The sequence below is a fragment of the Bacillus sp. 204(2023) genome (genome assembly GCF_037027505.1).
GTDB classification, from domain to species: Bacteria; Bacillota; Bacilli; order Bacillales; family Bacillaceae; genus Bacillus; species Bacillus subtilis.
On sequence record NZ_JAXCHE010000003.1, the window covers coordinates 271,329 to 290,975 of the forward strand.

Below are 19,647 nucleotides of genomic sequence, written 5' to 3' on the forward strand. Positions count from 1 at the left end.
GACAAAAGTATTTCACAAACTGATATGATTCACTTATAATGAAATAAAGTTCAAAAATTCGGAATAGTCGTTCCGAATTTCGGGACAATAAATGACATAAAGCATATCGTTTGCTTTGGCAGGAGGGATTCTGTGTTTCAGATTGATTTAAACTGTGATTTAGGAGAAAGCTTCGGAGCCTACAAGATAGGTCTTGACCAAGATATTTTAGAGTATGTGACATCAGCGAATATCGCATGCGGATTTCATGCAGGAGATCCTAGTGTTATGCGAAAAACCGTCGCGCTTGCAGCAGAAAGAGGCGTGAAAATGGGTGCGCATCCGGGCTTGCCGGATTTACTCGGTTTTGGGCGCCGCAATATGGCGATTTCTCCTGAGGAAGCGTATGATCTTGTCGTTTATCAAATTGGCGCGCTCTCTGGCTTTCTAAAAGCAGAGGGACTTCACATGCAGCACGTCAAGCCGCATGGCGCTTTATACAATATGGCGGCAGTCGATCAAAAACTGTCGGATGCTATCGCGAAAGCTGTCTATAAGGTTGATCCCGGCCTGATTCTTTTCGGTCTTGCTGAGAGCGAGCTTGTAAAAGCGGGAGAACGGATCGGACTTCAGACCGCAAATGAAGTGTTCGCCGACAGAACATACCAATCGGACGGCACGCTGACACCGCGCTCCCAGCCGGACGCACTCATTGAAAGTGATGATGCCGCCGTCACCCAGGTCATCAAAATGGTGAAAGAAGGGGCGGTCAAATCTCAGCAAGGACATGATGTGTCATTAAAAGCAGATACAGTCTGCATTCATGGAGATGGAGCCCATGCGCTGACATTTGCGCAAAAAATCAGAAAACAGCTCAAAGCGGCTGGAATTGAAGTGACAGCTATTTCAGAACAGAGGTCAACATAAAGGAGGAACAATAGATGGAGCAGCAGAAAAAGACAGCAGGAAAAAAAGCGGGCAGCTGGTCATTGCTGATGGGCGCCGCCTTTTTAATGGCGACATCAGCAATCGGACCGGGTTTCCTCACCCAAACCGCAACATTCACAAACACACTCGCAGCAAGCTTCGGTTTTGTCATCTTAATCTCTATTATTTTAGATATTTTCGCCCAAACCAATGTGTGGCGCATCATCGCAGTTTCTGGAAAACGAGGTCAGGAAATTGCGAATATGGTGCTTCCCGGACTGGGATATTTCATCGCCATTCTCGTCGTGCTTGGCGGACTAGCTTTTAATATTGGGAATATCGGAGGGGCCGGGCTGGGACTTCAGGTGCTGTTCGGCATTACACCTGAAACAGGCGCTTTAATCAGTGCTGTTATCGCCATTTTGATTTTTGTCATCAAGGAAGCAGGAAAAGCGATGGACCGTTTTACGCAAATCGCGGGGTTCGTGATGATTATTTTAACGGTCTACGTTGCGGCGACGACAGCTCCTCCGGTCGGACAGGCAGTCGCAAATACATTCGTCCCGGAACACATCAGCATATTTGCCATTGTCACCCTAGTGGGCGGAACCGTCGGCGGTTATATCACATTTGCCGGGGGACACCGTTTGCTTGATGCCGGAATTAAAGGGAAGGAATCCATTCCGCAGGTGACAAAAAGCTCGGTTGTCGGCATTTTAATTACATCTGTCATGCGTATCGCTCTTTTTCTTGCGGTTCTAGGCGTTGTATCGAAAGGCCTGCACATCGATGAAAGCAACCCGGCGGCTTCTGTCTTCAAGCTGGCTGCTGGAAATGTCGGTTATAAAATTTTCGGATTGATCATGTGGTCTGCGGCGATTACGTCTGTTATTGGAGCAGCCTATACATCTGTTTCATTTTTCAAGACCTTTTCTCCAAAAATTGAAAAGAATTCACGCGGTATTATTATCGGATTTATTGTGGTTTCTACGTTAGCTTTTGTCACAATCGGCCAGCCTGCGAAGATCCTCGTCCTTGTCGGTTCACTGAACGGCTTAATTCTGCCGATTGCGCTCGGAACGCTGCTTGTTGCCGCCTACAAGAAAAACATTGTCGGTGATTATAAGCATCCGCTTTGGCTGACAAGCACAGGCGCGCTTGTAGTGATTGTAATGGCAGTTATGGGAATCTACACGTTAATTACACAACTTCCTCAATTGTGGAGCTGATATAAGTGGAGCAATTAAACAAAATGGCGCCAAAGGATGTACGCGCCCTGATACGAGAGGGGAAAATAAACGGGCCGACCGCAGGCATGTCCGGCGGCTACGCCCAAGCGAATCTTGTGGTTTTGAAAAAGGACCTTGCGTTTGATTTTCTGCTGTTTTGCCAGCGAAATCAAAAGCCCTGCCCCGTGCTGGATGTGACTGAAGCAGGTTCGCCTGTGCCGTCTCTGGCTGCGCCGGATGCTGATATCAGAACGGACTTTCCGAAATACCGTATTTACAGGCACGGTATCCTAACGGAAGAAGTATCTGATATTACGCCATACTGGGAGGACGATTTTGTCGGCTTTCTGATCGGATGCAGTTTCTCCTTTGAACAGGCACTGATCAATAATGGGATAGCTGTCCGGCATATTGATGAGGGGACAAACGTCTCGATGTATAAAACGAATATCGATTGTGTTCCGGCGGGGGCGTTTCACGGACAGATGGTTGTCAGCATGAGGCCGGTTCCTGAACGGCTGGCTGTACGTGCCGCACAAGTGACCTCGCGTTTTCCGGCTGTGCACGGAGGGCCGATCCATATTGGCAATCCGGGAGCAATAGGGATTCGCGATCTCGGGAAACCGGATTTCGGAGATGCCGTTTCCATTCGTGACGGCGAGGTTCCTGTTTTTTGGGCATGCGGAGTGACCCCGCAAGCCGTGGCTATGAATGTAAAGCCTGAAATGGTCATCACACATGCGCCGGGGCATATGCTCATCACAGATATTCGAGACGAGTCGCTTGCGGTGCTGTAACCTCTCGTCATCCTGATGAACGAGAAATAAAAGAGGTGAGAAAGATGACTGTACGATATCAAATCGAACAGCTCGGTGATTCTGCAATGATGATCCGATTCGGAGAAGAAATCAATGAACAGGTCAACGGCATTGTCCACGCCGCGGCCGCTTATATAGAAGAACAGCCATTTCCGGGATTCATTGAATGTATCCCGGCTTTTACAAGTCTAACCGTATTTTATGATATGTATGAAGTGTACAAGCATTTGCCTCAAGGCATAAGCTCACCTTTTGAGAAGGTCAAGCGCGATGTCGAAGAGCGGCTGGCAGAAATAGCCGAAGACTATGAGGTCAACCGCCGCATTGTAGAAATTCCCGTCTGCTATGGCGGTGAATTCGGTCCGGATTTAGAAGAGGTGGCGAAGATCAATCAGCTGTCACCGGAGGAAGTAATCGACATTCATACAAACGGTGAATATGTGGTGTATATGCTTGGCTTCGCGCCCGGTTTTCCTTTTCTAGGCGGGATGTCAAAACGCATTGCAGCTCCGAGAAAATCATCGCCAAGACCGTCGATTCCCGCAGGTTCGGTCGGTATTGCGGGATTGCAGACAGGCGTTTACCCGATTTCAACGCCGGGCGGCTGGCAGCTGATCGGCAAAACGCCGCTGGCTCTTTTCCGGCCGCAGGAAAACCCGCCGACATTGCTGCGGGCGGGAGATACTGTGAAATTCGTTCGCATCTCAGAAAAAGACTATCACGCCTATAAGGAGGAGTCCAATTGAGCATGAAAGTATTAAAGCCCGGACTGCTCACAACGGTTCAGGATATAGGCAGAACGGGTTACCAAAAATACGGCGTTCTGGCCAGCGGCGCTATGGACACGGTTTCACTGCGCATTGCCAATCTGTTGATAGGAAACGGCGAAAATGAAGCAGGTCTCGAAATAACGATGATGGGGCCCGGTCCGTCGTTTCATTTTTCAAAACAGACACTGATTGCTGTGACAGGGGCGGACTTCACGCTGCGTATTAATGACGAGGAAGCGCCTTTATGGAAGCCTGTGCTCATCAAGGAAAACAGCACGGTCAGCTTCGGCCCCTGCAAACTCGGCAGCCGTGCTTATTTGGCGGCAGCCGGCGGCATCGAGGTGCCTGCCGTCATGGAAAGTAAAAGCACATACGTCAGAGCAGGCATCGGCGGACTTCATGGCAGAGCGCTTCAAAAAGAAGATGAACTGAACATTGGAGAGATGTCAGCTCTTTCGCAAACCATCCTTTCCCGCTTAAGTTCGCAGCTTGGAAAACAGGGATTTGCAGCACCGAAGTGGTCAGTCAGCCGCAGCAGATTTCTGCCATTGAAGAAGAATCCCGTCATTCGGGTGCTGGAAGGAAAGCAATTTGCCTTTTTCACAGAAGAATCAAAAACGCGTTTTTATCAAGAAGCATTTCGTGTCACGCCGCAGTCTGACCGTATGGGCTACAGGCTCAAAGGAGAACCGCTCGAACTGAAGGCCCCGCTTGAGATGGTGTCGGAAGCGGTTTCATTCGGAACAGTTCAGGTGCCGCCTGACGGCAACCCGATTATCCTGCTTGCAGACCGGCAGACGACTGGCGGCTATCCGAGGATCGCGCACATCATATCCGCTGATCTACCGATTGTTTCCCAAATCATGCCGGGCGAGCACGTCCAGTTTGAACCTGTGTCCCTTCAGGAGGCAGAAGCGCTTGCGGTAGAACGGGAACAGCATATAAAAGAACTGAAAACGAGAATGAAGATGGAATGGCTGACATAGCAAAGGGGATGCATGATGCAGAATAAAAACAAAACCGTAGTCAAATCTATGGCGCTGCTTAATTTGTTTTTGCACAAACCAAGCCTAACCTTAAGTGAACTGGTGTCGCTGACGGGAATGCCGAAGACCTCTGTTCACCGGATGGTCAGCTCCTTGGAGGAAATGGGGTTCCTCAGTCGGGATGCGTCCGGCGCTTATTCGCTGGGATTGGTGTTTTTGGAATTCGGACAGCTTGTCGCTGACAGGCTGGATATCAGAAAAATAGCGAAACCGGTGATGGAAGAGCTGTGCCGGGAAGTGGATGAGGCCGTGCAGTTGATCATGAGGGACGGCAATGAAGCGATATACGTTGAGAAAATAGAAGGGACACAGACTGTGCGGCTGTATACGGCGATCGGCAGGCGTTCCCCCCTATACGCGGGAGCGTGCGCCAGAAGCATTCTGTCCTTTCTTCCCCGTGAAGAAATCGAAGCATACATCAAACAAACCGAGCTCATTTCGATTGGCTCCGGAACGATTACCGATCCCGAAAAACTGATTCAGGAGATTGATGCCTCTGTGCAAAATGGCTATACTGTCAGCTATTCAGAGCTCGAAAACTATACGGCGGCGATCGGCGCCCCGATCTTTAACCATAAGCGCCAGGTGGCAGCCGGCATTAGCATTGCAGGCTTTGAAGCGAGATTTACAGAAGACAGGCTGCCCTATTTAACAGAAAAGGTGAAGGACGCCGCTTTACAGATTTCAAGAAAAATAGGATATACATAAGTAGCCAATCTTTTCTCTGCTGCGTACATTAACGTATCGACGTTCAAGAGTGGAGGAAAGAACATGGTGCTTCGATATACAGCTCTGGGCGATTCCTTGACGACAGGGAGAGGCTCCGGGCTGTTTTCACCCGGCTTCGTCCAGCGTTTTGGGGACATGATGGAAGCTGACTTGAAAACAAGAACGGCAATAAACATATTTGCCAGATCAGGCCTGAATACAGAAGAGATTTTGGGACTCCTCTCATATCCCTATGTGCAAAAATGCATTCGAGATGCTGATATGATAACGATCACAGGGTGCGGAAACGATCTCATCGATTCGGTCTTAGCCTACCAAACCTCTAAGGATGAAACGATTTTCAGCCGTGTATCCGCCCATTGCCATGAGAATTTTGAAAAGATGATTGCCAAAGTCGCCGAGATTAAAGGAGAAAAACCTTCCCCGTACGCCATCCGAGTGTTCAACTTATACAATCCGTTTCCAGGCATTGAAATTGCCGGCAAATGGATCACATCCTTTAATTCACATTTAGAAACACTTGCATCAGCACCCCATGTCAAAATCGCAGATGCCTATAGTATTTTCAAAGGCAAGGAGCGGGAATATCTGTCCTTTGACGGTGTCCATCCGAACTGCAAAGGCTATCAAGCGATGGCTGAAGCCGTTCACAAGTTAGGCTATAAAGAATTATCAGTTTCATAGAAAACGCGCCTCATGACAGGCGCGTTTTTTATGTGTGATCGAAATATTAAAAGAAACTTAAAATTCTCTGTCTTCTGTTCTACAGACAAACAAAGTGCGCTAGAATAATGGAGGACGTAGGCAAATATAGCCATAATGTTCAATATTTCGTATATAAGGAAGGATGGTCCTTTTGTTTCGGATTTTTAAAATGTCTTTTGCGGTTATCATTATTATACTGGCGCTTATTGCTTTTAACTATACGGAACACACCTCTGTTATCCAATCGGTCATGCTCGTCTTTCTTGGCGCCGTCATGTTTATGCAGGGGCTTGAAGAACGCAAAAAAGAAAATGACGGCTCAGGCGCTTTTAATATTTATACCGCCGTTTTTGTATGGTCTGTCTCCCTTATCGGTTTTACACTTCATATTATATAAATCTATTACACATCCTGAAAATGCTCGACCGTCGGGAACGGGGTATAGAACCGATGAAGCAAGGCTTTCCACTCTTGATACTCTGAAGAACCGCGAAAGCCTTCCGTATGGTCCTCAAGTGTTTCCCACTCCACAAGAAGCAGATATTTATGCGTTTCCTCCATGCATTTTGATAACGAGTGAGTGATATAGCCCTTCATGCCGGAAATAATCGACGCCGCTTGCCGGAATGCATCCTCAAACTCTTGTTCAAGGCCTTCTTTAATGTGAAGCATTGCTGCCTCCCTGACCATGCTATCCCCTCTTTCTGTCTTTTCAAATAGTCTACAGCAAACGATAGGAGATTTCTGCAAAATCGGTGAACTTTTCCTTCATTTTCAAAAAAAATCTTGCACGCACCAATTCAATTAAGAGAAAATAACAAGTGGAAGGCAGGGGAAAGTCATGTTAAAAAAGTGTATTCTACTAGTATTTCTATGCGTCGGATTGATTGGGTTAATCGGATGCTCCAAAACAGATTCACCAGAGGATCGCATGGAAGCATTCGTGAAACAGTGGAACGATCAGCAATTCGATGACATGTATCAAAGCCTGACTAAAGATGTCAAAAAAGAAATCTCCAAAAAAGATTTCGTCAACAGGTATAAAGCCATCTATGAGCAGGCCGGCGTAAAAAATTTGAAAGTCACTGCGGGAGAAGTAGATAAGGACGATCAAGACAACAAGACGATGAAACATATCCCGTATAAAGTCAGCATGAACACAAATGCCGGCAAAGTCAGCTTCAAGAATACTGCTGTGCTGAAATTAGAAAAAACAGATGACGAGGAGTCATGGAATATAGATTGGGACCCATCGTTTATTTTCAAGCAGCTGGCTGACGACAAAACCGTGCAAATTATGAGCATTGAACCGAAACGAGGCCAAATTTACGATAAAAATGGAAAAGGTTTAGCTGTCAATACAGATGTTCCGGAAATTGGAATTGTTCCCGGAGAGCTTGGCGATAAAAAAGAGAAAGTCATAAAAGAACTCGCCAAAAAACTTGATTTGACTGAAGATGACATCAAGAAAAAGCTGGATCAAGGCTGGGTAAAAGACGATTCGTTTGTGCCGCTCAAAAAGGTCAAGCCTGACCAGGAGAAATTAGTTTCTGAAGCGACGTCATTACAAGGCGTAACAAGAACGAATGTCAGCTCCCGCTACTATCCGTATGGCGAAAAGACAGCCCATTTGACAGGCTATGTCCGCGCCATTACAGCGGAAGAACTGAAGAAAAAGAAAGAAGGAACGTACAGCGATACGTCTAACATCGGTATCGCCGGACTTGAAAATGTGTATGAAGACAAGCTAAGAGGCACAACTGGCTGGAAAATCTACGTGCCGCAAACCGGGGAAGTCATCGCTGAAAAGAAAGCAAAGGACGGCGAGGATCTTCACCTCACAATTGATATCAAAACGCAAACGAAGCTGTATGATGAACTGAAGGATGACAGCGGGGCGGCAGTCGCGCTGCAGCCGAAGACAGGCGAAACACTCGCCCTTGTCAGCGCGCCTTCCTACGATCCAAACGGATTTATTTTCGGCTGGAGCGATAAGGAATGGAAAAAGCTAAACAAAGATAAAAACAATCCGTTTTCAGCGAAATTCAATAAGACATACGCGCCAGGTTCTACCATTAAACCGATTGCGGCTGCTATTGGAATCAAAAACGGCACCCTTAAAGCCGATGAGAAGAAAACAATCAAAGGCAAGGAGTGGCAAAAAGATTCGAGCTGGGGCGGCTATTCAGTGACACGTGTGTCTGAGAGACTTCAACAAGTCGATTTGGAAAACGCCCTTATTACGTCAGACAATATTTATTTTGCCCAGAATGCGCTTGATATGGGAGCGGACACCTTCACAAAAGGCTTGAAGACATTCGGTTTTTCAGAGGACGTTCCGTACGAATTCCCGATCCAGAAATCGTCTATTGCAAATGACAAGCTTGATTCAGACATTTTGCTTGCGGATACAGGCTACGGACAAGGGCAAATGCAAATGTCTCCGCTTCACTTGGCAACTGCTTACACGCCATTTGTTGACAATGGAGACCTTGTCAAACCGACGCTGATCAAAAAAGATTCACAAACAGCTGATGTTTGGCACAAGCAAGTGGTCACCAAGGAAGGAGCGGCAGACATTACAAAAGGTCTGAAAGGCGTTGTGGAAGATGAGCGCGGATCAGCGTATCAGCCTGTCGTGAAAGGAATCACAGTGGCCGGGAAAACAGGAACAGCCGAGCTGAAAACATCAAAAGATGATAAAGACGGCACGGAAAATGGCTGGTTTGTCGGCTACGATTACAAAAACAAAGACCTGCTTGTCGCCATGATGATCCAAAATGTGCAGGACCGCGGCGGCAGCCACTATGTCGTTGAGAAAGCGAAAAAGCAATTTCAATCGAATTAAAATGTCTTTTTAAAAGGAGCGAAAGGAAAAAGGGGATCTGAGGCCGAATGAACTAGTAAGGGGCAAAACCCGGTCTATACAAAGAAAAGAGGGATTTTGCATGCAGCGTATTCAATTGGCGGAGGATCTTCAATTTTCAAGAGTCATACACGGGCTTTGGCGGCTGAATGAATGGAACTATTCCGATGCTGAACTCCTGAGCCTCATTGAATGGTGTATCGATCACGGCATCACGACCTTTGATCATGCGGATATTTATGGAGGCTATACGTGCGAAAAGCTGTTTGGAAACGCCCTTGCCCTTTCGCCTGGATTAAGAGAAAACATAGAGCTGGTCACAAAATGCGGTATCGTTCTTGAATCGCCTGAACGGCCCGCTCACAGATCGCATCATTATAACACAAGCAAATCGCATATTTTGGCATCCGTTGAGCAATCGCTTATGAACTTAAGGACGGATTATATTGATGTGCTGTTGATTCACAGACCGGACCCGCTCATGGATCCGGAGGGGGTAGCAGAGGCGTTTCAGGCCTTGAAATGCTCTGGCAAGGTCAGGTACTTTGGCGTTTCAAATTTTAAAGATCACCAGTATCGGATGCTGGAATCGTATTTGCCTGAGAAGCTCGTAACCAACCAGATTGAGCTTTCCGCATACGAATTAGAAAATATGCTCGACGGCACTTTGAACCTGTGCCAGGAAAAACGGATTCCGCCGATGGCTTGGTCGCCTCTGGCAGGCGGCAAAGTATTCACTGGAAACACGGATAAAGACCAGCGTGTCCGCACGGCGCTTGAATCCGTCCAAGGGGAAATCGGCGCTGCTTCATTGGACGAGGTCATGTACGCATGGCTGTTCACGCATCCGGCCGGCATCATGCCGATTGTCGGAAGCGGAAAGCGCGAGCGGATTTCCGCCGCGATAAATGCGTTGTCATACAAGATTGACCAGGATCAATGGTTCCGCATTTTTACAGCCGTACAGGGTTACGATATTCCATAAAAAGCATCAGCTTACCAGCTGATGCTTTTTCAATATTGTCACACCGCTTAGTGCCAAATTACCATTTATAAGTGATTGATTCTTTCTTGAAAGCGTTTTATATTAAAAGGAAACCTCTCTATATCCTCTACTGCATCTCCTTGCGACTTCATCCGCACATCAAGATTGTCTAGGAGGTCTTTTTTATGTATATGACTGCCAGAGAACAAAAGCTGTTAAAGCACTTATTATTACAAAACAGATATATAACCGTAACTGAGCTTGCTGAGCTGATGCAAGTCAGCACGAGAACCATTCACAGGGAACTCAAATCAATTAAACCGCTGATGGAAACCGTGGGGCTTACGTTAGATAAACAGCCCGGTAAAGGGTTGAAAGCAGTGGGAAGTCCCGAGGATAAACAAAAGCTGCTTACTGATTTATCATATGAACAGCATGAATACAGCGCCGACGAACGGAAACTGCTCATTCTTTGTTCGTTATTAGAGTCTCAGGAGCCCGTCAAACTGTACACGCTTGCTCATGATCTCCAGGTGACGAATGCCACGGTCAGCTATGACTTAGATGAGCTCGAGAAGTGGATTTCTCCCTTCGGACTGACACTGATCCGCAAAAGAGGTTTTGGCATCCAGCTCATAGGGCCGGAGAATGCGAAACGGAAAATTGTCGGCAACTTGATTGTGAACCGTCTCGACATCCAAATGTTTTTGGAAGCGGTTGAATTAAACATCAAAGGAAAAACCGATTCTTCAGAGAAAATGTTCGGGGTTGTCAGCAAAGGTGAGCTGCTAAAAATGGAGCGCATCTTATTTCAGCTCAAAGAAAAAATCGCTTTTTCATTGTCCGACAGCTCCTATATAGCGCTCGTCGTCCATCTGACGTATGCGATCGAACGAATTAAGCTTGGGGAAACCATCACCATGGAGCAAAATGAGCTTGAGGAACTGAAGAATGCGAAAGAATACAGTTCGGCTCTTGAAATCGCGGGCGAGCTTGAACGTGCCTTCGGCGTGACGATTCCAGAGGCGGAGGTCGGCTATATTACAATCCACCTTCGAAGCGCCAATCGAAAATACAAAACAGAATACAAAGCGCAGGAAATTGAGCTGGAAACAGCCCTGCAAACAAAGCGGCTCATTGCTTTTATTTCAGACAAAATCAGAATGGATCTGACGAAAAACTACTCTTTATATGAAGGCTTGATCGCCCATTTGGAGCCGGCCGTCAGCCGCATAAAAGAAAATATTGAGATATACAATCCGATGAAGGAACAGATCAAGCGCGATTATTTTCTGCTTTATATGGCGATCGAAGAAGGCGTCGAAAAGTATTTTCCGGGCATGTCCTTTTCTGATGATGAAATCGCTTTTATCGTTCTTCACTTTGGCTCGGCTCTTGAAATCAAAAAAGAAGAAGCAAAAGTGAAAGCGCTTGTCGTCTGCTCAAGCGGGATCGGCTCCTCGAAAATGCTTGCCTCCAGACTGAAAAAAGAGCTGCCGGAAATTGAATCGTTTGATATGTCATCCTTGATCGAGCTAAAGGGGAAGGATGTTCAAGCCTATGATATGATTGTGTCCACTGTACCGATTCCTTATGAAAACATTGATTACATCATGGTCAGCCCGCTATTAAATGAGGAAGACGCAAACCAGGTCAAGCAGTATATCAAGCGGAAGATTCCCCTTATTCTTAACAAAAAAAGAAGCTCGAAGGAAGAGGCGCAGCAAGCTGATGTACCTGACATGCTAGAGGCGGCGGAAAGCATAGGGCGGTATATGGAGGTTATCCAAGATGTTCTGCGCCATTTTACGCTAGCTCCACTCAAAACAAACCCGGATCATAGCATGCTTCTGTTAGAGCTTTTTCAACAGCTGAAGAAGGATGGCTTGATCCGTGATCCGGAAAAAGCCGCGGTTTGCCTGGCTGAACGGGAGAAACAAGGGGGATTGGGAATCCCCGGAACAAACATGGCGCTTTATCATCTCAAAAATGATGAAATCGTCCTGCCTTTTTTCAAAATGTTTGATCTCAGCACCTCCTATGAAGTGGATGGCATGGACGGAAATACCCTCAGGATGACACGCATCCTCGTCATGATGGCGCCTAGCTCATTATCCGCTGAAGGCTCGGAGATTTTAAGCGCGATCAGCTCGGCTATTATCGAGAGCGGAGAAAGCATGGCGGGGTTTCAGGAAGAAAGAGAACAAGAATTGTATCAGCGGTTAAACCGCATATTTTTCACATGGATGAAAGAAAAAAACATACTGTAATCCTGCATGGCACACGTCAAAAATTTGGCGTGTGTTTTTCTGTGGATGGGGAACAAAATAAGAAAATGTGGGACTATTTTATCATTCAGTATTGGAATAATTCCAAAATGAAATAGTTTTACAAGTTATCTTTTTTGGGTTAAAATGGGTGAGGTAAGGAAGAAAATCTAACAAATTATTGAAGATTCAAGATAATATAGGAGATGACGATATGGAAACATTACAGCATCTGATTCTGCATGACATGCCGAATAGCGAAGAAATAGAGGCTGTAAAAAGCGGAGACCATACACTGACATATAAAGGTTACCGTAAACGGATTAATCAGCTGGCGAATGCCATGCTTCAAAAAGGAATTCAAAAGGGCGACCGTGTTGCATTGCTTTGCAAAAACGGCCATCCCGCCTCAACTGTTATGTTCGCCGCGCTTGAAATAGGTGCTGTTGTCGTACCTGTCAGCTGGCAGCTCAAACCATATGAAATGACAGGCATTTTAAAAGCAAGTGAACCGAAAGCGATGTTTTACGGAGCGGAGTTTAAAGAGATACTGGATGAAGTTCTTCCTGAATTGTCCTCACTGTGTGTAACAATGGAAACAGGAACAGCTTACGAAACATCTGCTGAATTTGAAGCGCTGTTTGCAGGTCCTGATCATTTGCCAGAGACGGAAATGGTTTCCCCTGATGATACAGCACTTTTGATGTTTACATCTGGAACAACGGGAAACCCAAAAAGATGCATGATTACACATGGCGGCATATACAGATACGTTAAAAAATCCAACAGCTCAATAGCACGCATGAAGGGCCTTCGTTTTCTCGCGTGCCATCCGATTTATCATACGAGTGCGCTCATTTGCATCATGCTTGGAACGTTTGCAGAAACAACCTTTGTGTTTACAAAGGATCAAGATCCTGTTCACATGCTGAAGGTCATTGAAGAAGAAAAAATTCAAACTGTGATGGCTCTTCCTGTGTTCTACACGTATTTGCTTGAAGCGTGGGAAACGCATCAAACCGACTTATCTTCGCTTGTGATTTTAATGACAGGCGGAACAAAAGTGCCGAGCAGCCTGATCCGCCGCTATCTTGATATCGGCATTCCGCTCGCACACGGCTATGGAAGCACTGAAGCTTGGGGAATCAGCACATGGATGCCTGATATGGGAATGGATAAAGCGGCATCTGCAGGAAAACCTGTGGCAGGTGTTAAAGTCAAAGTGGAAGATCCTCTGACCGGAGAAGAACTTCCTCAAGGAGAAATCGGCGAAATCGTTGTTCATACTCCATTCTTATTTAAAGGCTATGAAGACAATCCTGAAGCAACAGCTAAAGTGCTGCAAAATGGATGGTTCAGAACCGGAGATTCAGGCTATGTGGATGAAGATGGCTTTATTTTCATCACGGGACGCTACAAGGATGTCATTATTTACGGAGGCGATAACGTCTATCCTGATCAGGTTGAAGAAGTTATCCAGCAGATCCCGGGAATCCTTGAAACGGCTGTGGTCGGTATTCCAGACCCGCTTTACGGTGAAAAACCGAAAGCTTTTATCGTGAAAAATGGCGGCCAGCGCATCACGGAAGAGGATGTCATCGAATTTTGTAAAGAACGCCTGTCCGCTTACAAAATACCTGAAGTTGAATTTGTTAACGAACTGCCGAAAAACAACCTTGGCAAAGTGAAAAAAGACGTCCTGCGCAATCAGGCTGTACATTCATAAAAGAAGAAGCCCGTCCCTTTATGTGGCGGGCTTCTTTGCAGTTGCACAGACGGAAAGCTCAGGCTTAATGTTCTTAAATTGTATATCAATGTCTTCGAAGCCGGCTGCTTTGAAGTCGGCAATCATCTGTTTTCCAAATGATTTGGTTTTCTCAGGGCTGGCATCCGCTTCCCGGGGCTGCATCGTAATGGCTGCTTTGCCGCCGGGCTTTAAGGCACGATAAATCTGTTTCATGCCTTTTGTTTGGTCATTCCAAATGGTGTAGTTGTTAACGGAAATCACTTTATCATAAAACGAGGCGGAAAGAGGAAATGTCTCGACGCTTCCTTGTATCAGGCGTACCTCCTCTGATTTCACTCTGCGGGCGGCCAGCTTCAGCATGGCCTCTGACACATCAATCCCATGAAGATGAACATCCTTTTTGCGTTTCAATATCTGCTGCATGCAGTATCCCGGGCCAAACCCGACTTCTAAAATGCTGTCCCCGCGCGTGATACCCAGCTGATTGATTGTCCACTGATTCAGTGTTTGATTTTCAGCAGCCATGATGTACCCGGCAATCATGCCGATGACGCCCTTTGGCCTGCTGAATCTTCTAGAAAGCATGTTAATCATTCAGCAACCAACCCCCTTTTTGAGTTAATTTCCTCCCAGCGTTCCATGTGAAACATTTTTCTGATAAAGCAATGCGAAGGTGCCAAGCCATGTTTATCCAAAGAGTGTGTGAGGTACACAACAAATAGACATGAAAACAAAGGAGGAGAATCATCATGACAAATTATCCAAAAGAACTGCCGGCACAAACTCAAAGTCGCCAGCCGGGAATTGAAAGCGAAATGAATCCAAGTCCGGTGTATGAGTACGAGGATTATAAAGGAGCAGACAAATTAAAAGGAAAAGTAGCTCTTATTACAGGCGGCGACAGCGGGATCGGACGCGCGGTTTCCGTCGCTTACGCAAAGGAAGGCGCAGACATCGCCATTGTGTATAAGGATGAGCATGAAGACGCTGAGAAGACGAAGAAACGTGTTGAACAAGAAGGCGTAAAATGCCTGCTGATTGCTGGTGACGTAGGTGAAGAGGAATTCTGCAATGAAGCGGTTGAAAAAACGGTCAAGGAACTAGGCGGCCTCGACATCCTTGTCAACAATGCAGGTGAACAGCATCCGAAGGAAAGCATCAAAGATATTACGAGCGAACAGCTTCACCGCACATTCAAAACAAACTTTTATTCTCAATTTTATTTGACTAAAAAAGCAATTGATTACCTGAAACCGGGCAGCGCCATCATCAATACGACATCCATCAACCCGTACGTAGGGAACCCGACACTGATTGATTATACAGCGACAAAAGGGGCGATCAACGCCTTTACAAGAACAATGGCGCAGGCGCTTGTTAAAGATGGCATCCGTGTAAATGCAGTCGCGCCGGGTCCAATCTGGACGCCACTAATCCCAGCTACGTTCCCTGAAGAAACAGTTGCTCAATTTGGGCAAGATACGCCGATGGGCCGTCCTGGACAGCCTGTTGAGCACGTCGGCTGTTATGTGCTCCTGGCATCAGATGAGTCCTCTTACATGACAGGACAGACCCTGCATGTCAACGGCGGAAACTTTGTGACGACATAAGAGGGAGTGAGACATATGGGCATCACGAAAGAAGAAGTGAACAGCTACTATCAAAAAGCAGGGATTGTATTAACGGACGAGGAAGTAGACCAAATCCAGCTGATGGATTACGGCTTAGGAAAAGAAAGAAAAGTCGGGCTCCAGCTCTTCGTCTACGTCAATACAGACCGTTATTGTTCAAAGGAATTGGTGCTGTTTCCGGGACAGACTTGCCCGGAACACCGCCATCCGCCGGTCGACGGCCAGGAAGGCAAGCAGGAGACCTTCCGCTGCCGCTACGGAAAAGTGTATCTTTACGTAGAAGGAGAAAAAACGCCGCTTCCAAAAGTTCTCCCTCCTCATGAAGACAGAGAACACTATACGGTCTGGCACGAAATTGAGCTAGAACCGGGCGGGCAATACACGATTCCACCAAACACAAAGCATTGGTTCCAGGCCGGGGAAGAAGGTGCCGTCGTGACGGAAATGTCATCGACGAGCACGGATAAACATGATATCTTTACCGATCCACGAATATAAGGATGGGCTTAACAGCCCATCCTTTTTTGTATTGAAAAAAACAGAATCATCGCTATAATGGGTAAAAAAGGAAAGAGGGCGAGGCAATGTTCACTTGCAAGGTAAATGAGCACATCACCATCCGATTATTGGAGCCGAATGATGCGGAGCGGCTGGCCGAACTCATTATCCAAAATCAGCAGCGGCTCAGCCAGTGGCTGTTTTGGGCGGTAGATCCAAGCAGCGCTGACACGTACAGAGAAACCATCATTCCAGAATGGCGGCATCAGTATGCAGACCTGACCGGCATCGAAGCGGGGCTCCTTTATGATGGCAGCCTATGCGGCATGATCGGGCTGCATAACCTTGATCAAGTGAATCAAAAGGCGGAAATCGGATATTGGATTGCCAAAGAATTTGAAGGGAAAGGCATTATTACAGCTGCCTGCCGAAAACTCATTACGTATGCTTTTGAAGAGCTTGAGCTGAATCGTGTGGCGATCTGTGCGGCTGTCGGAAACGAAAAAAGCAGAGCGGTTCCGGAGCGGCTCGGGTTTCTAGAGGAAGGCAGGGCACGGGACGGCTTATACGTAAATGGCATGCATCACGACCTCGTCTACTACAGTCTGTTAAAGCGTGAATGGGAAGGCGAAAAATAAAGAGCACACTTTCTTGTTTAAATCTTCCCCGGATGTGGAAAAGTAACAGCGGAGACGTTAAAAAGGAGTGATTCGAGATGAATCAGCAAGACATTAAACAAAAAGTGCTTGATGTTCTAGATCACCATAAAGTAGGTTCGCTCGCAACAGTTCAAAAGGGCAAACCGCATTCCCGCTACATGACTTTTTTCCATGACGGGCTGACGATTTACACACCGACAAGCAAGGAAACTCATAAAGCGGAAGAAATTGAGAACAACCCCAATGTCCACATTTTATTAGGCTATGATTGTGAAGGCTTTGGCGACGCATATGTCGAAGTTGCCGGAAAAGCCAAAATCAACAATTCGGCAGAACTCAAGGACAAAATATGGAGTTCCAAATTAGAGCGCTGGTTTGACGGCAAGGATGATCCGAATCTGGTGATTCTTGAAATTGAACCGGAGGATATCAGATTAATGAATGCCGGGGAGAAAACACCGGTCTCACTCGAACTATAAAAAATTTGTGTTTTCAGGGGCGATATGTTATTATGAATAGCTAGTAAGAAAAATAAGCAAATAAAAAAGAAAGTAAACTTCTTTTTTCTGTTTTGAGAGAGAAGCTTACCGCTTCCCAAGCAGCATAATTAGCTGCCCTTATTCTTTTCCTTCATAACAAATCGCCCCTAACGATGAGATGGAAAAAAGACTTTTTTGTTTTACAATTCACACCGGCGCGGCTTCGGAGCCGCAGTGACGATTGAGAGGTAGGGCTTTCGTTGTCTTGTGTTCAAGAAATTTCCATGGTGTTTACTTTCCAGAATGATTCTTCGGAACAATGCTTTATGAATCTAACCCGCCTGACTTGGCGGATGATATAATCTTTATTTGCGTATAGAAAAGAATAAGACAAACCGCCCGGCGTACGCCGGACGGTTTTTTTATTGCAAAAAACACATCGTACTGAAACCTCCTTGTCTTCTTTCCAGTCTTATCTCTAGGATGAAATTGGAGGAAGAATAACGTGCATGTCATTACAACACAAGTACTTTTTATTTTTTGTTTTTTATTGCTGATTCACTCGATAGAAACCTTAGCCTATGCCACAAGGCTTTCCGGGGCCCGCGTTGGATTTATTGCGTCCGCGCTTTCTCTGTTTAATGTCATGGTCATCGTATCCAGAATGTCGAACATGGTGCAGCAGCCCTTTACCGGGCATTTAATTGATGATGCTGGAAAAAACGCACTGGCGATTGTAGGGGAGCAGTTCCGCTTTTTAATTTTCGGATCGACAGTCGGCACCATTTTGGGCATTATCCTGCTCCCGTCTTTTGTCGCTCTTTTTTCACGGGCGATTATTCACTTGGCGGGCGGCGGCGGCTCTGTTTTTCAAGTATTTCGAAAGGGATTCTCGAAACAAGGATTCAAAAATGCCCTTTCCTATTTACGTCTGCCGTCCATTTCATATGTAAAAGGATTTCATATGCGCTTGATTCCGAAGCGTTTGTTTGTCATCAACATGCTGATCACATCGATTTATACGATTGGTGTGCTTTCGGCTTTATACGCAGGCCTTTTGGCGCCGGAGCGCAGCACGACAGCCGTCATGGCTTCGGGTTTGATCAACGGAATTGCGACGATGCTGCTGGCCATTTTTGTTGATCCTAAAGTATCCGTTCTAGCCGATGATGTGGCAAAAGGAAAACGAAGCTATACCTATTTAAAATGGACCTCTGTCACAATGGTCACATCAAGGGTGGCGGGCACACTCCTCGCCCAGCTCATGTTTATTCCGGGGGCCTACTATATAGCGTGGCTGACAAAGTGGTTTTAATAAAAAAGGCTGGATCATAAAAATCCAGCCTTTTTTGCGTTCCCTTATTTATATTTCCTTAATCCGCGGTCGTACAAAAAATTTCCGAATGGGACAAAAGCGGCGATGAAGCCGGCAGCTGACCATTTCAGCGGCCATTTGACAGAGAAGGTTGCATAAGCCAAGACAAGCAAATACAAAATGAACAACCCGCCGTGAACCGAACCGACAATTGTCACCGCAAGCGGAAGGCCTGCCCAATATTTAAGCGGCATAGCGATGAACAGCAGGATTAAGAGTGACATTCCTTCAATAAAACCCATCGTGCGAAGTCTTCCGATCGGCGTGTGCAGCATAAATCGCCCTCCTTGTGGACACGTTTTCATTTTATACTATAAACAATCCGGAGGGGCATATGACAGCTTTCAAAAAATGTTCGGAAAACATTCATTTTTACATGCCTTTTCTAGGGAACTGTACTTGTCATTTACAAAAATACCCGAGATAATGTGTACAAAATCAAAAAAGAAGGATGTTGAAATGAAACTTGACCAGATTGATCTGAATATCATTGAGGAGCTGAAGAAGGACAGCCGTTTGTCGATGAGGGAATTAGGCAGAAAAATTAAGCTGTCGCCTCCATCTGTAACAGAACGGGTAAGACAGCTTGAATCGTTTGGCATCATCAAGCAATACACGCTGGAGGTCGACCAGAAAAAACTTGGGCTTCCCGTTTCCTGCATTGTGGAAGCAACCGTTAAAAACGCGGATTACGAGCGGTTCAAAAGCTATATTCAAACATTGCCGAATATTGAATTTTGCTACCGGATTGCAGGTGCAGCCTGCTATATGCTGAAAATCAATGCCGAAAGCCTCGAAGCGGTAGAAGATTTCATTAACAAAACATCGCCCTACGCGCAAACCGTCACTCACGTCATTTTCTCGGAAATTGACACGAAAAACGGGCGCGGTTAGAGAGTGCCGCGTGAAGTCTGTTATAATAACAGGATGAGCGTGA

Annotated in this window: 21 protein-coding genes; 18 read left to right on the forward strand and 3 right to left on the reverse strand. The window is 46.2% G+C overall.

What is annotated here, in order from left to right:
* The first annotated feature begins 132 nt into the window (after positions 1-132).
* The 8 genes from pxpA (at position 133) to WA279_RS08640 (ending at position 6,600) form a co-directional block, all read left to right on the forward strand.
* Positions 133-906: a 5-oxoprolinase subunit PpxA gene (gene pxpA, locus WA279_RS08605; RefSeq protein WP_003234423.1), complete on the forward strand. Its 774-nt coding sequence runs from the start codon at positions 133-135 to the stop codon at positions 904-906.
* Positions 907-920: 14 nt separating this feature from the next.
* Positions 921-2,135 (forward strand): NRAMP family divalent metal transporter, encoded by a 1,215-nt coding sequence (locus tag WA279_RS08610; RefSeq protein ID WP_014478854.1) that lies wholly within the window; start codon positions 921-923, stop codon positions 2,133-2,135.
* A 23-nt stretch (positions 2,136-2,158) separates the two neighbouring features.
* The gene (locus WA279_RS08615) at positions 2,159-2,932 is read left to right on the forward strand and encodes a putative hydro-lyase (protein WP_010886407.1); all 774 of its coding nucleotides are present in this window, start codon (positions 2,159-2,161) and stop codon (positions 2,930-2,932) included.
* 44 nt (positions 2,933-2,976) lie between these two features.
* Positions 2,977-3,699 carry a 5-oxoprolinase subunit PxpB gene (gene pxpB, locus WA279_RS08620; RefSeq protein ID WP_014475832.1) on the forward strand — a complete coding sequence of 241 codons (723 nt, stop codon included), beginning with the start codon at positions 2,977-2,979 and terminating at the stop codon, positions 3,697-3,699.
* A 2-nt stretch (positions 3,700-3,701) separates the two neighbouring features.
* Positions 3,702-4,709, forward strand: a complete 1,008-nt coding sequence (gene pxpC, locus WA279_RS08625) for a 5-oxoprolinase subunit PxpC (protein ID WP_080332310.1) — start codon at positions 3,702-3,704, stop codon at positions 4,707-4,709.
* Positions 4,710-4,724: 15 nt separating this feature from the next.
* Positions 4,725-5,477, forward strand: coding sequence for an IclR family transcriptional regulator (locus tag WA279_RS08630; RefSeq protein WP_336155056.1), 753 nt, complete (start codon positions 4,725-4,727; stop codon positions 5,475-5,477).
* 63 nt (positions 5,478-5,540) lie between these two features.
* Positions 5,541-6,182, forward strand: a complete 642-nt coding sequence (lipC, locus tag WA279_RS08635; protein WP_336155058.1) for a spore germination lipase LipC — start codon at positions 5,541-5,543, stop codon at positions 6,180-6,182.
* A gap of 172 nt (positions 6,183-6,354) precedes the next feature.
* Positions 6,355-6,600 (forward strand): YczI family protein, encoded by a 246-nt coding sequence (locus WA279_RS08640; protein ID WP_003240256.1) that lies wholly within the window; start codon positions 6,355-6,357, stop codon positions 6,598-6,600.
* Between the two features lie 5 nt (positions 6,601-6,605).
* Here the strand turns inward: WA279_RS08640 and WA279_RS08645 are convergent, their stop codons facing one another.
* On the reverse strand, positions 6,606-6,893 hold the full coding sequence (locus WA279_RS08645) for an antibiotic biosynthesis monooxygenase family protein (RefSeq protein WP_336155060.1): 288 nt from the start codon (positions 6,891-6,893) through the stop codon (positions 6,606-6,608).
* Positions 6,894-7,044: 151 nt separating this feature from the next.
* Here WA279_RS08645 and pbpC point away from each other — a divergent pair, with 151 nt between their 5' ends.
* From pbpC to WA279_RS08665, 4 genes are all read left to right on the forward strand, one after another.
* The gene (gene pbpC, locus WA279_RS08650; protein ID WP_014478860.1) at positions 7,045-9,051 is read left to right on the forward strand and encodes a penicillin-binding protein 3; all 2,007 of its coding nucleotides are present in this window, start codon (positions 7,045-7,047) and stop codon (positions 9,049-9,051) included.
* 100 nt (positions 9,052-9,151) lie between these two features.
* Positions 9,152-10,054: an aldo/keto reductase gene (locus WA279_RS08655; RefSeq protein ID WP_336155063.1), complete on the forward strand. Its 903-nt coding sequence runs from the start codon at positions 9,152-9,154 to the stop codon at positions 10,052-10,054.
* 185 nt (positions 10,055-10,239) lie between these two features.
* Entirely contained in the window at positions 10,240-12,324 is a 2,085-nt protein-coding gene (mtlR, locus tag WA279_RS08660) for a mannitol operon transcriptional activator MtlR (protein ID WP_336155067.1), read from the forward strand.
* A gap of 211 nt (positions 12,325-12,535) precedes the next feature.
* A complete protein-coding gene (locus WA279_RS08665) occupies positions 12,536-14,047 on the forward strand; it encodes a class I adenylate-forming enzyme family protein (RefSeq protein ID WP_336155068.1) in 1,512 nt (503 codons plus the stop codon).
* A gap of 18 nt (positions 14,048-14,065) precedes the next feature.
* Here WA279_RS08665 and WA279_RS08670 read toward each other — a convergent pair whose 3' ends face one another.
* Positions 14,066-14,662: a class I SAM-dependent methyltransferase gene (locus WA279_RS08670; RefSeq protein WP_336155069.1), complete on the reverse strand. Its 597-nt coding sequence runs from the start codon at positions 14,660-14,662 to the stop codon at positions 14,066-14,068.
* Between the two features lie 155 nt (positions 14,663-14,817).
* Here WA279_RS08670 and WA279_RS08675 point away from each other — a divergent pair, with 155 nt between their 5' ends.
* The 5 genes from WA279_RS08675 (at position 14,818) to amj (ending at position 18,650) form a co-directional block, all read left to right on the forward strand.
* Positions 14,818-15,678, forward strand: a complete 861-nt coding sequence (locus WA279_RS08675) for an SDR family oxidoreductase (RefSeq protein ID WP_336155070.1) — start codon at positions 14,818-14,820, stop codon at positions 15,676-15,678.
* A gap of 15 nt (positions 15,679-15,693) precedes the next feature.
* Positions 15,694-16,197 (forward strand): D-lyxose ketol-isomerase, encoded by a 504-nt coding sequence (lyxE, locus tag WA279_RS08680; RefSeq protein ID WP_336155072.1) that lies wholly within the window; start codon positions 15,694-15,696, stop codon positions 16,195-16,197.
* Positions 16,198-16,283: 86 nt separating this feature from the next.
* Positions 16,284-16,835 (forward strand): GNAT family N-acetyltransferase, encoded by a 552-nt coding sequence (locus WA279_RS08685; RefSeq protein ID WP_336155073.1) that lies wholly within the window; start codon positions 16,284-16,286, stop codon positions 16,833-16,835.
* Between the two features lie 77 nt (positions 16,836-16,912).
* On the forward strand, positions 16,913-17,335 hold the full coding sequence (locus WA279_RS08690; RefSeq protein ID WP_003234396.1) for a pyridoxamine 5'-phosphate oxidase family protein: 423 nt from the start codon (positions 16,913-16,915) through the stop codon (positions 17,333-17,335).
* A gap of 505 nt (positions 17,336-17,840) precedes the next feature.
* The gene (gene amj, locus WA279_RS08695; protein WP_336155075.1) at positions 17,841-18,650 is read left to right on the forward strand and encodes a lipid II flippase Amj; all 810 of its coding nucleotides are present in this window, start codon (positions 17,841-17,843) and stop codon (positions 18,648-18,650) included.
* 44 nt (positions 18,651-18,694) lie between these two features.
* Here amj and WA279_RS08700 read toward each other — a convergent pair whose 3' ends face one another.
* Positions 18,695-18,985 (reverse strand): DUF3817 domain-containing protein, encoded by a 291-nt coding sequence (locus tag WA279_RS08700; protein WP_014475846.1) that lies wholly within the window; start codon positions 18,983-18,985, stop codon positions 18,695-18,697.
* Positions 18,986-19,169: 184 nt separating this feature from the next.
* On the opposite strand from WA279_RS08700, the gene lrpC reads away from it, so the two are divergent.
* Complete coding sequence (gene lrpC / locus WA279_RS08705) at positions 19,170-19,604, forward strand: transcriptional regulator LrpC (RefSeq protein WP_003246585.1); 435 nt, start codon at positions 19,170-19,172, stop codon at positions 19,602-19,604.
* The last annotated feature ends 43 nt before the right edge of the window (positions 19,605-19,647 follow it).

Excerpts from the sequence above, each read along its gene's own strand:
- WA279_RS08670 (WP_336155069.1), bottom strand. The coding sequence starts at position 14,662 with ATGATTAACATGCTTTCTAGAAGATTCAGCAGGCCAAAGGGCGTCATC.
- WA279_RS08615 (WP_010886407.1), top strand. The coding sequence starts at position 2,159 with ATGGCGCCAAAGGATGTACGCGCCCTGATACGAGAGGGGAAAATAAAC.
- WA279_RS08610 (WP_014478854.1), top strand. The coding sequence starts at position 921 with ATGGAGCAGCAGAAAAAGACAGCAGGAAAAAAAGCGGGCAGCTGGTCA.
- WA279_RS08690 (WP_003234396.1), top strand. The coding sequence starts at position 16,913 with ATGAATCAGCAAGACATTAAACAAAAAGTGCTTGATGTTCTAGATCAC.
- WA279_RS08665 (WP_336155068.1), top strand. The coding sequence starts at position 12,536 with ATGGAAACATTACAGCATCTGATTCTGCATGACATGCCGAATAGCGAA.
- lyxE (WP_336155072.1), top strand. The coding sequence starts at position 15,694 with ATGGGCATCACGAAAGAAGAAGTGAACAGCTACTATCAAAAAGCAGGG.
- pbpC (WP_014478860.1), top strand. The coding sequence starts at position 7,045 with ATGTTAAAAAAGTGTATTCTACTAGTATTTCTATGCGTCGGATTGATT.
- WA279_RS08645 (WP_336155060.1), bottom strand. The coding sequence starts at position 6,893 with ATGGTCAGGGAGGCAGCAATGCTTCACATTAAAGAAGGCCTTGAACAA.
- WA279_RS08630 (WP_336155056.1), top strand. The coding sequence starts at position 4,725 with ATGCAGAATAAAAACAAAACCGTAGTCAAATCTATGGCGCTGCTTAAT.
- pxpC (WP_080332310.1), top strand. The coding sequence starts at position 3,702 with ATGAAAGTATTAAAGCCCGGACTGCTCACAACGGTTCAGGATATAGGC.
- lipC (WP_336155058.1), top strand. The coding sequence starts at position 5,541 with ATGGTGCTTCGATATACAGCTCTGGGCGATTCCTTGACGACAGGGAGA.
- WA279_RS08655 (WP_336155063.1), top strand. The coding sequence starts at position 9,152 with ATGCAGCGTATTCAATTGGCGGAGGATCTTCAATTTTCAAGAGTCATA.
- WA279_RS08685 (WP_336155073.1), top strand. The coding sequence starts at position 16,284 with ATGTTCACTTGCAAGGTAAATGAGCACATCACCATCCGATTATTGGAG.
- mtlR (WP_336155067.1), top strand. The coding sequence starts at position 10,240 with ATGTATATGACTGCCAGAGAACAAAAGCTGTTAAAGCACTTATTATTA.
- WA279_RS08675 (WP_336155070.1), top strand. The coding sequence starts at position 14,818 with ATGACAAATTATCCAAAAGAACTGCCGGCACAAACTCAAAGTCGCCAG.
- lrpC (WP_003246585.1), top strand. The coding sequence starts at position 19,170 with ATGAAACTTGACCAGATTGATCTGAATATCATTGAGGAGCTGAAGAAG.
- pxpB (WP_014475832.1), top strand. The coding sequence starts at position 2,977 with ATGACTGTACGATATCAAATCGAACAGCTCGGTGATTCTGCAATGATG.
- WA279_RS08700 (WP_014475846.1), bottom strand. The coding sequence starts at position 18,985 with ATGCTGCACACGCCGATCGGAAGACTTCGCACGATGGGTTTTATTGAA.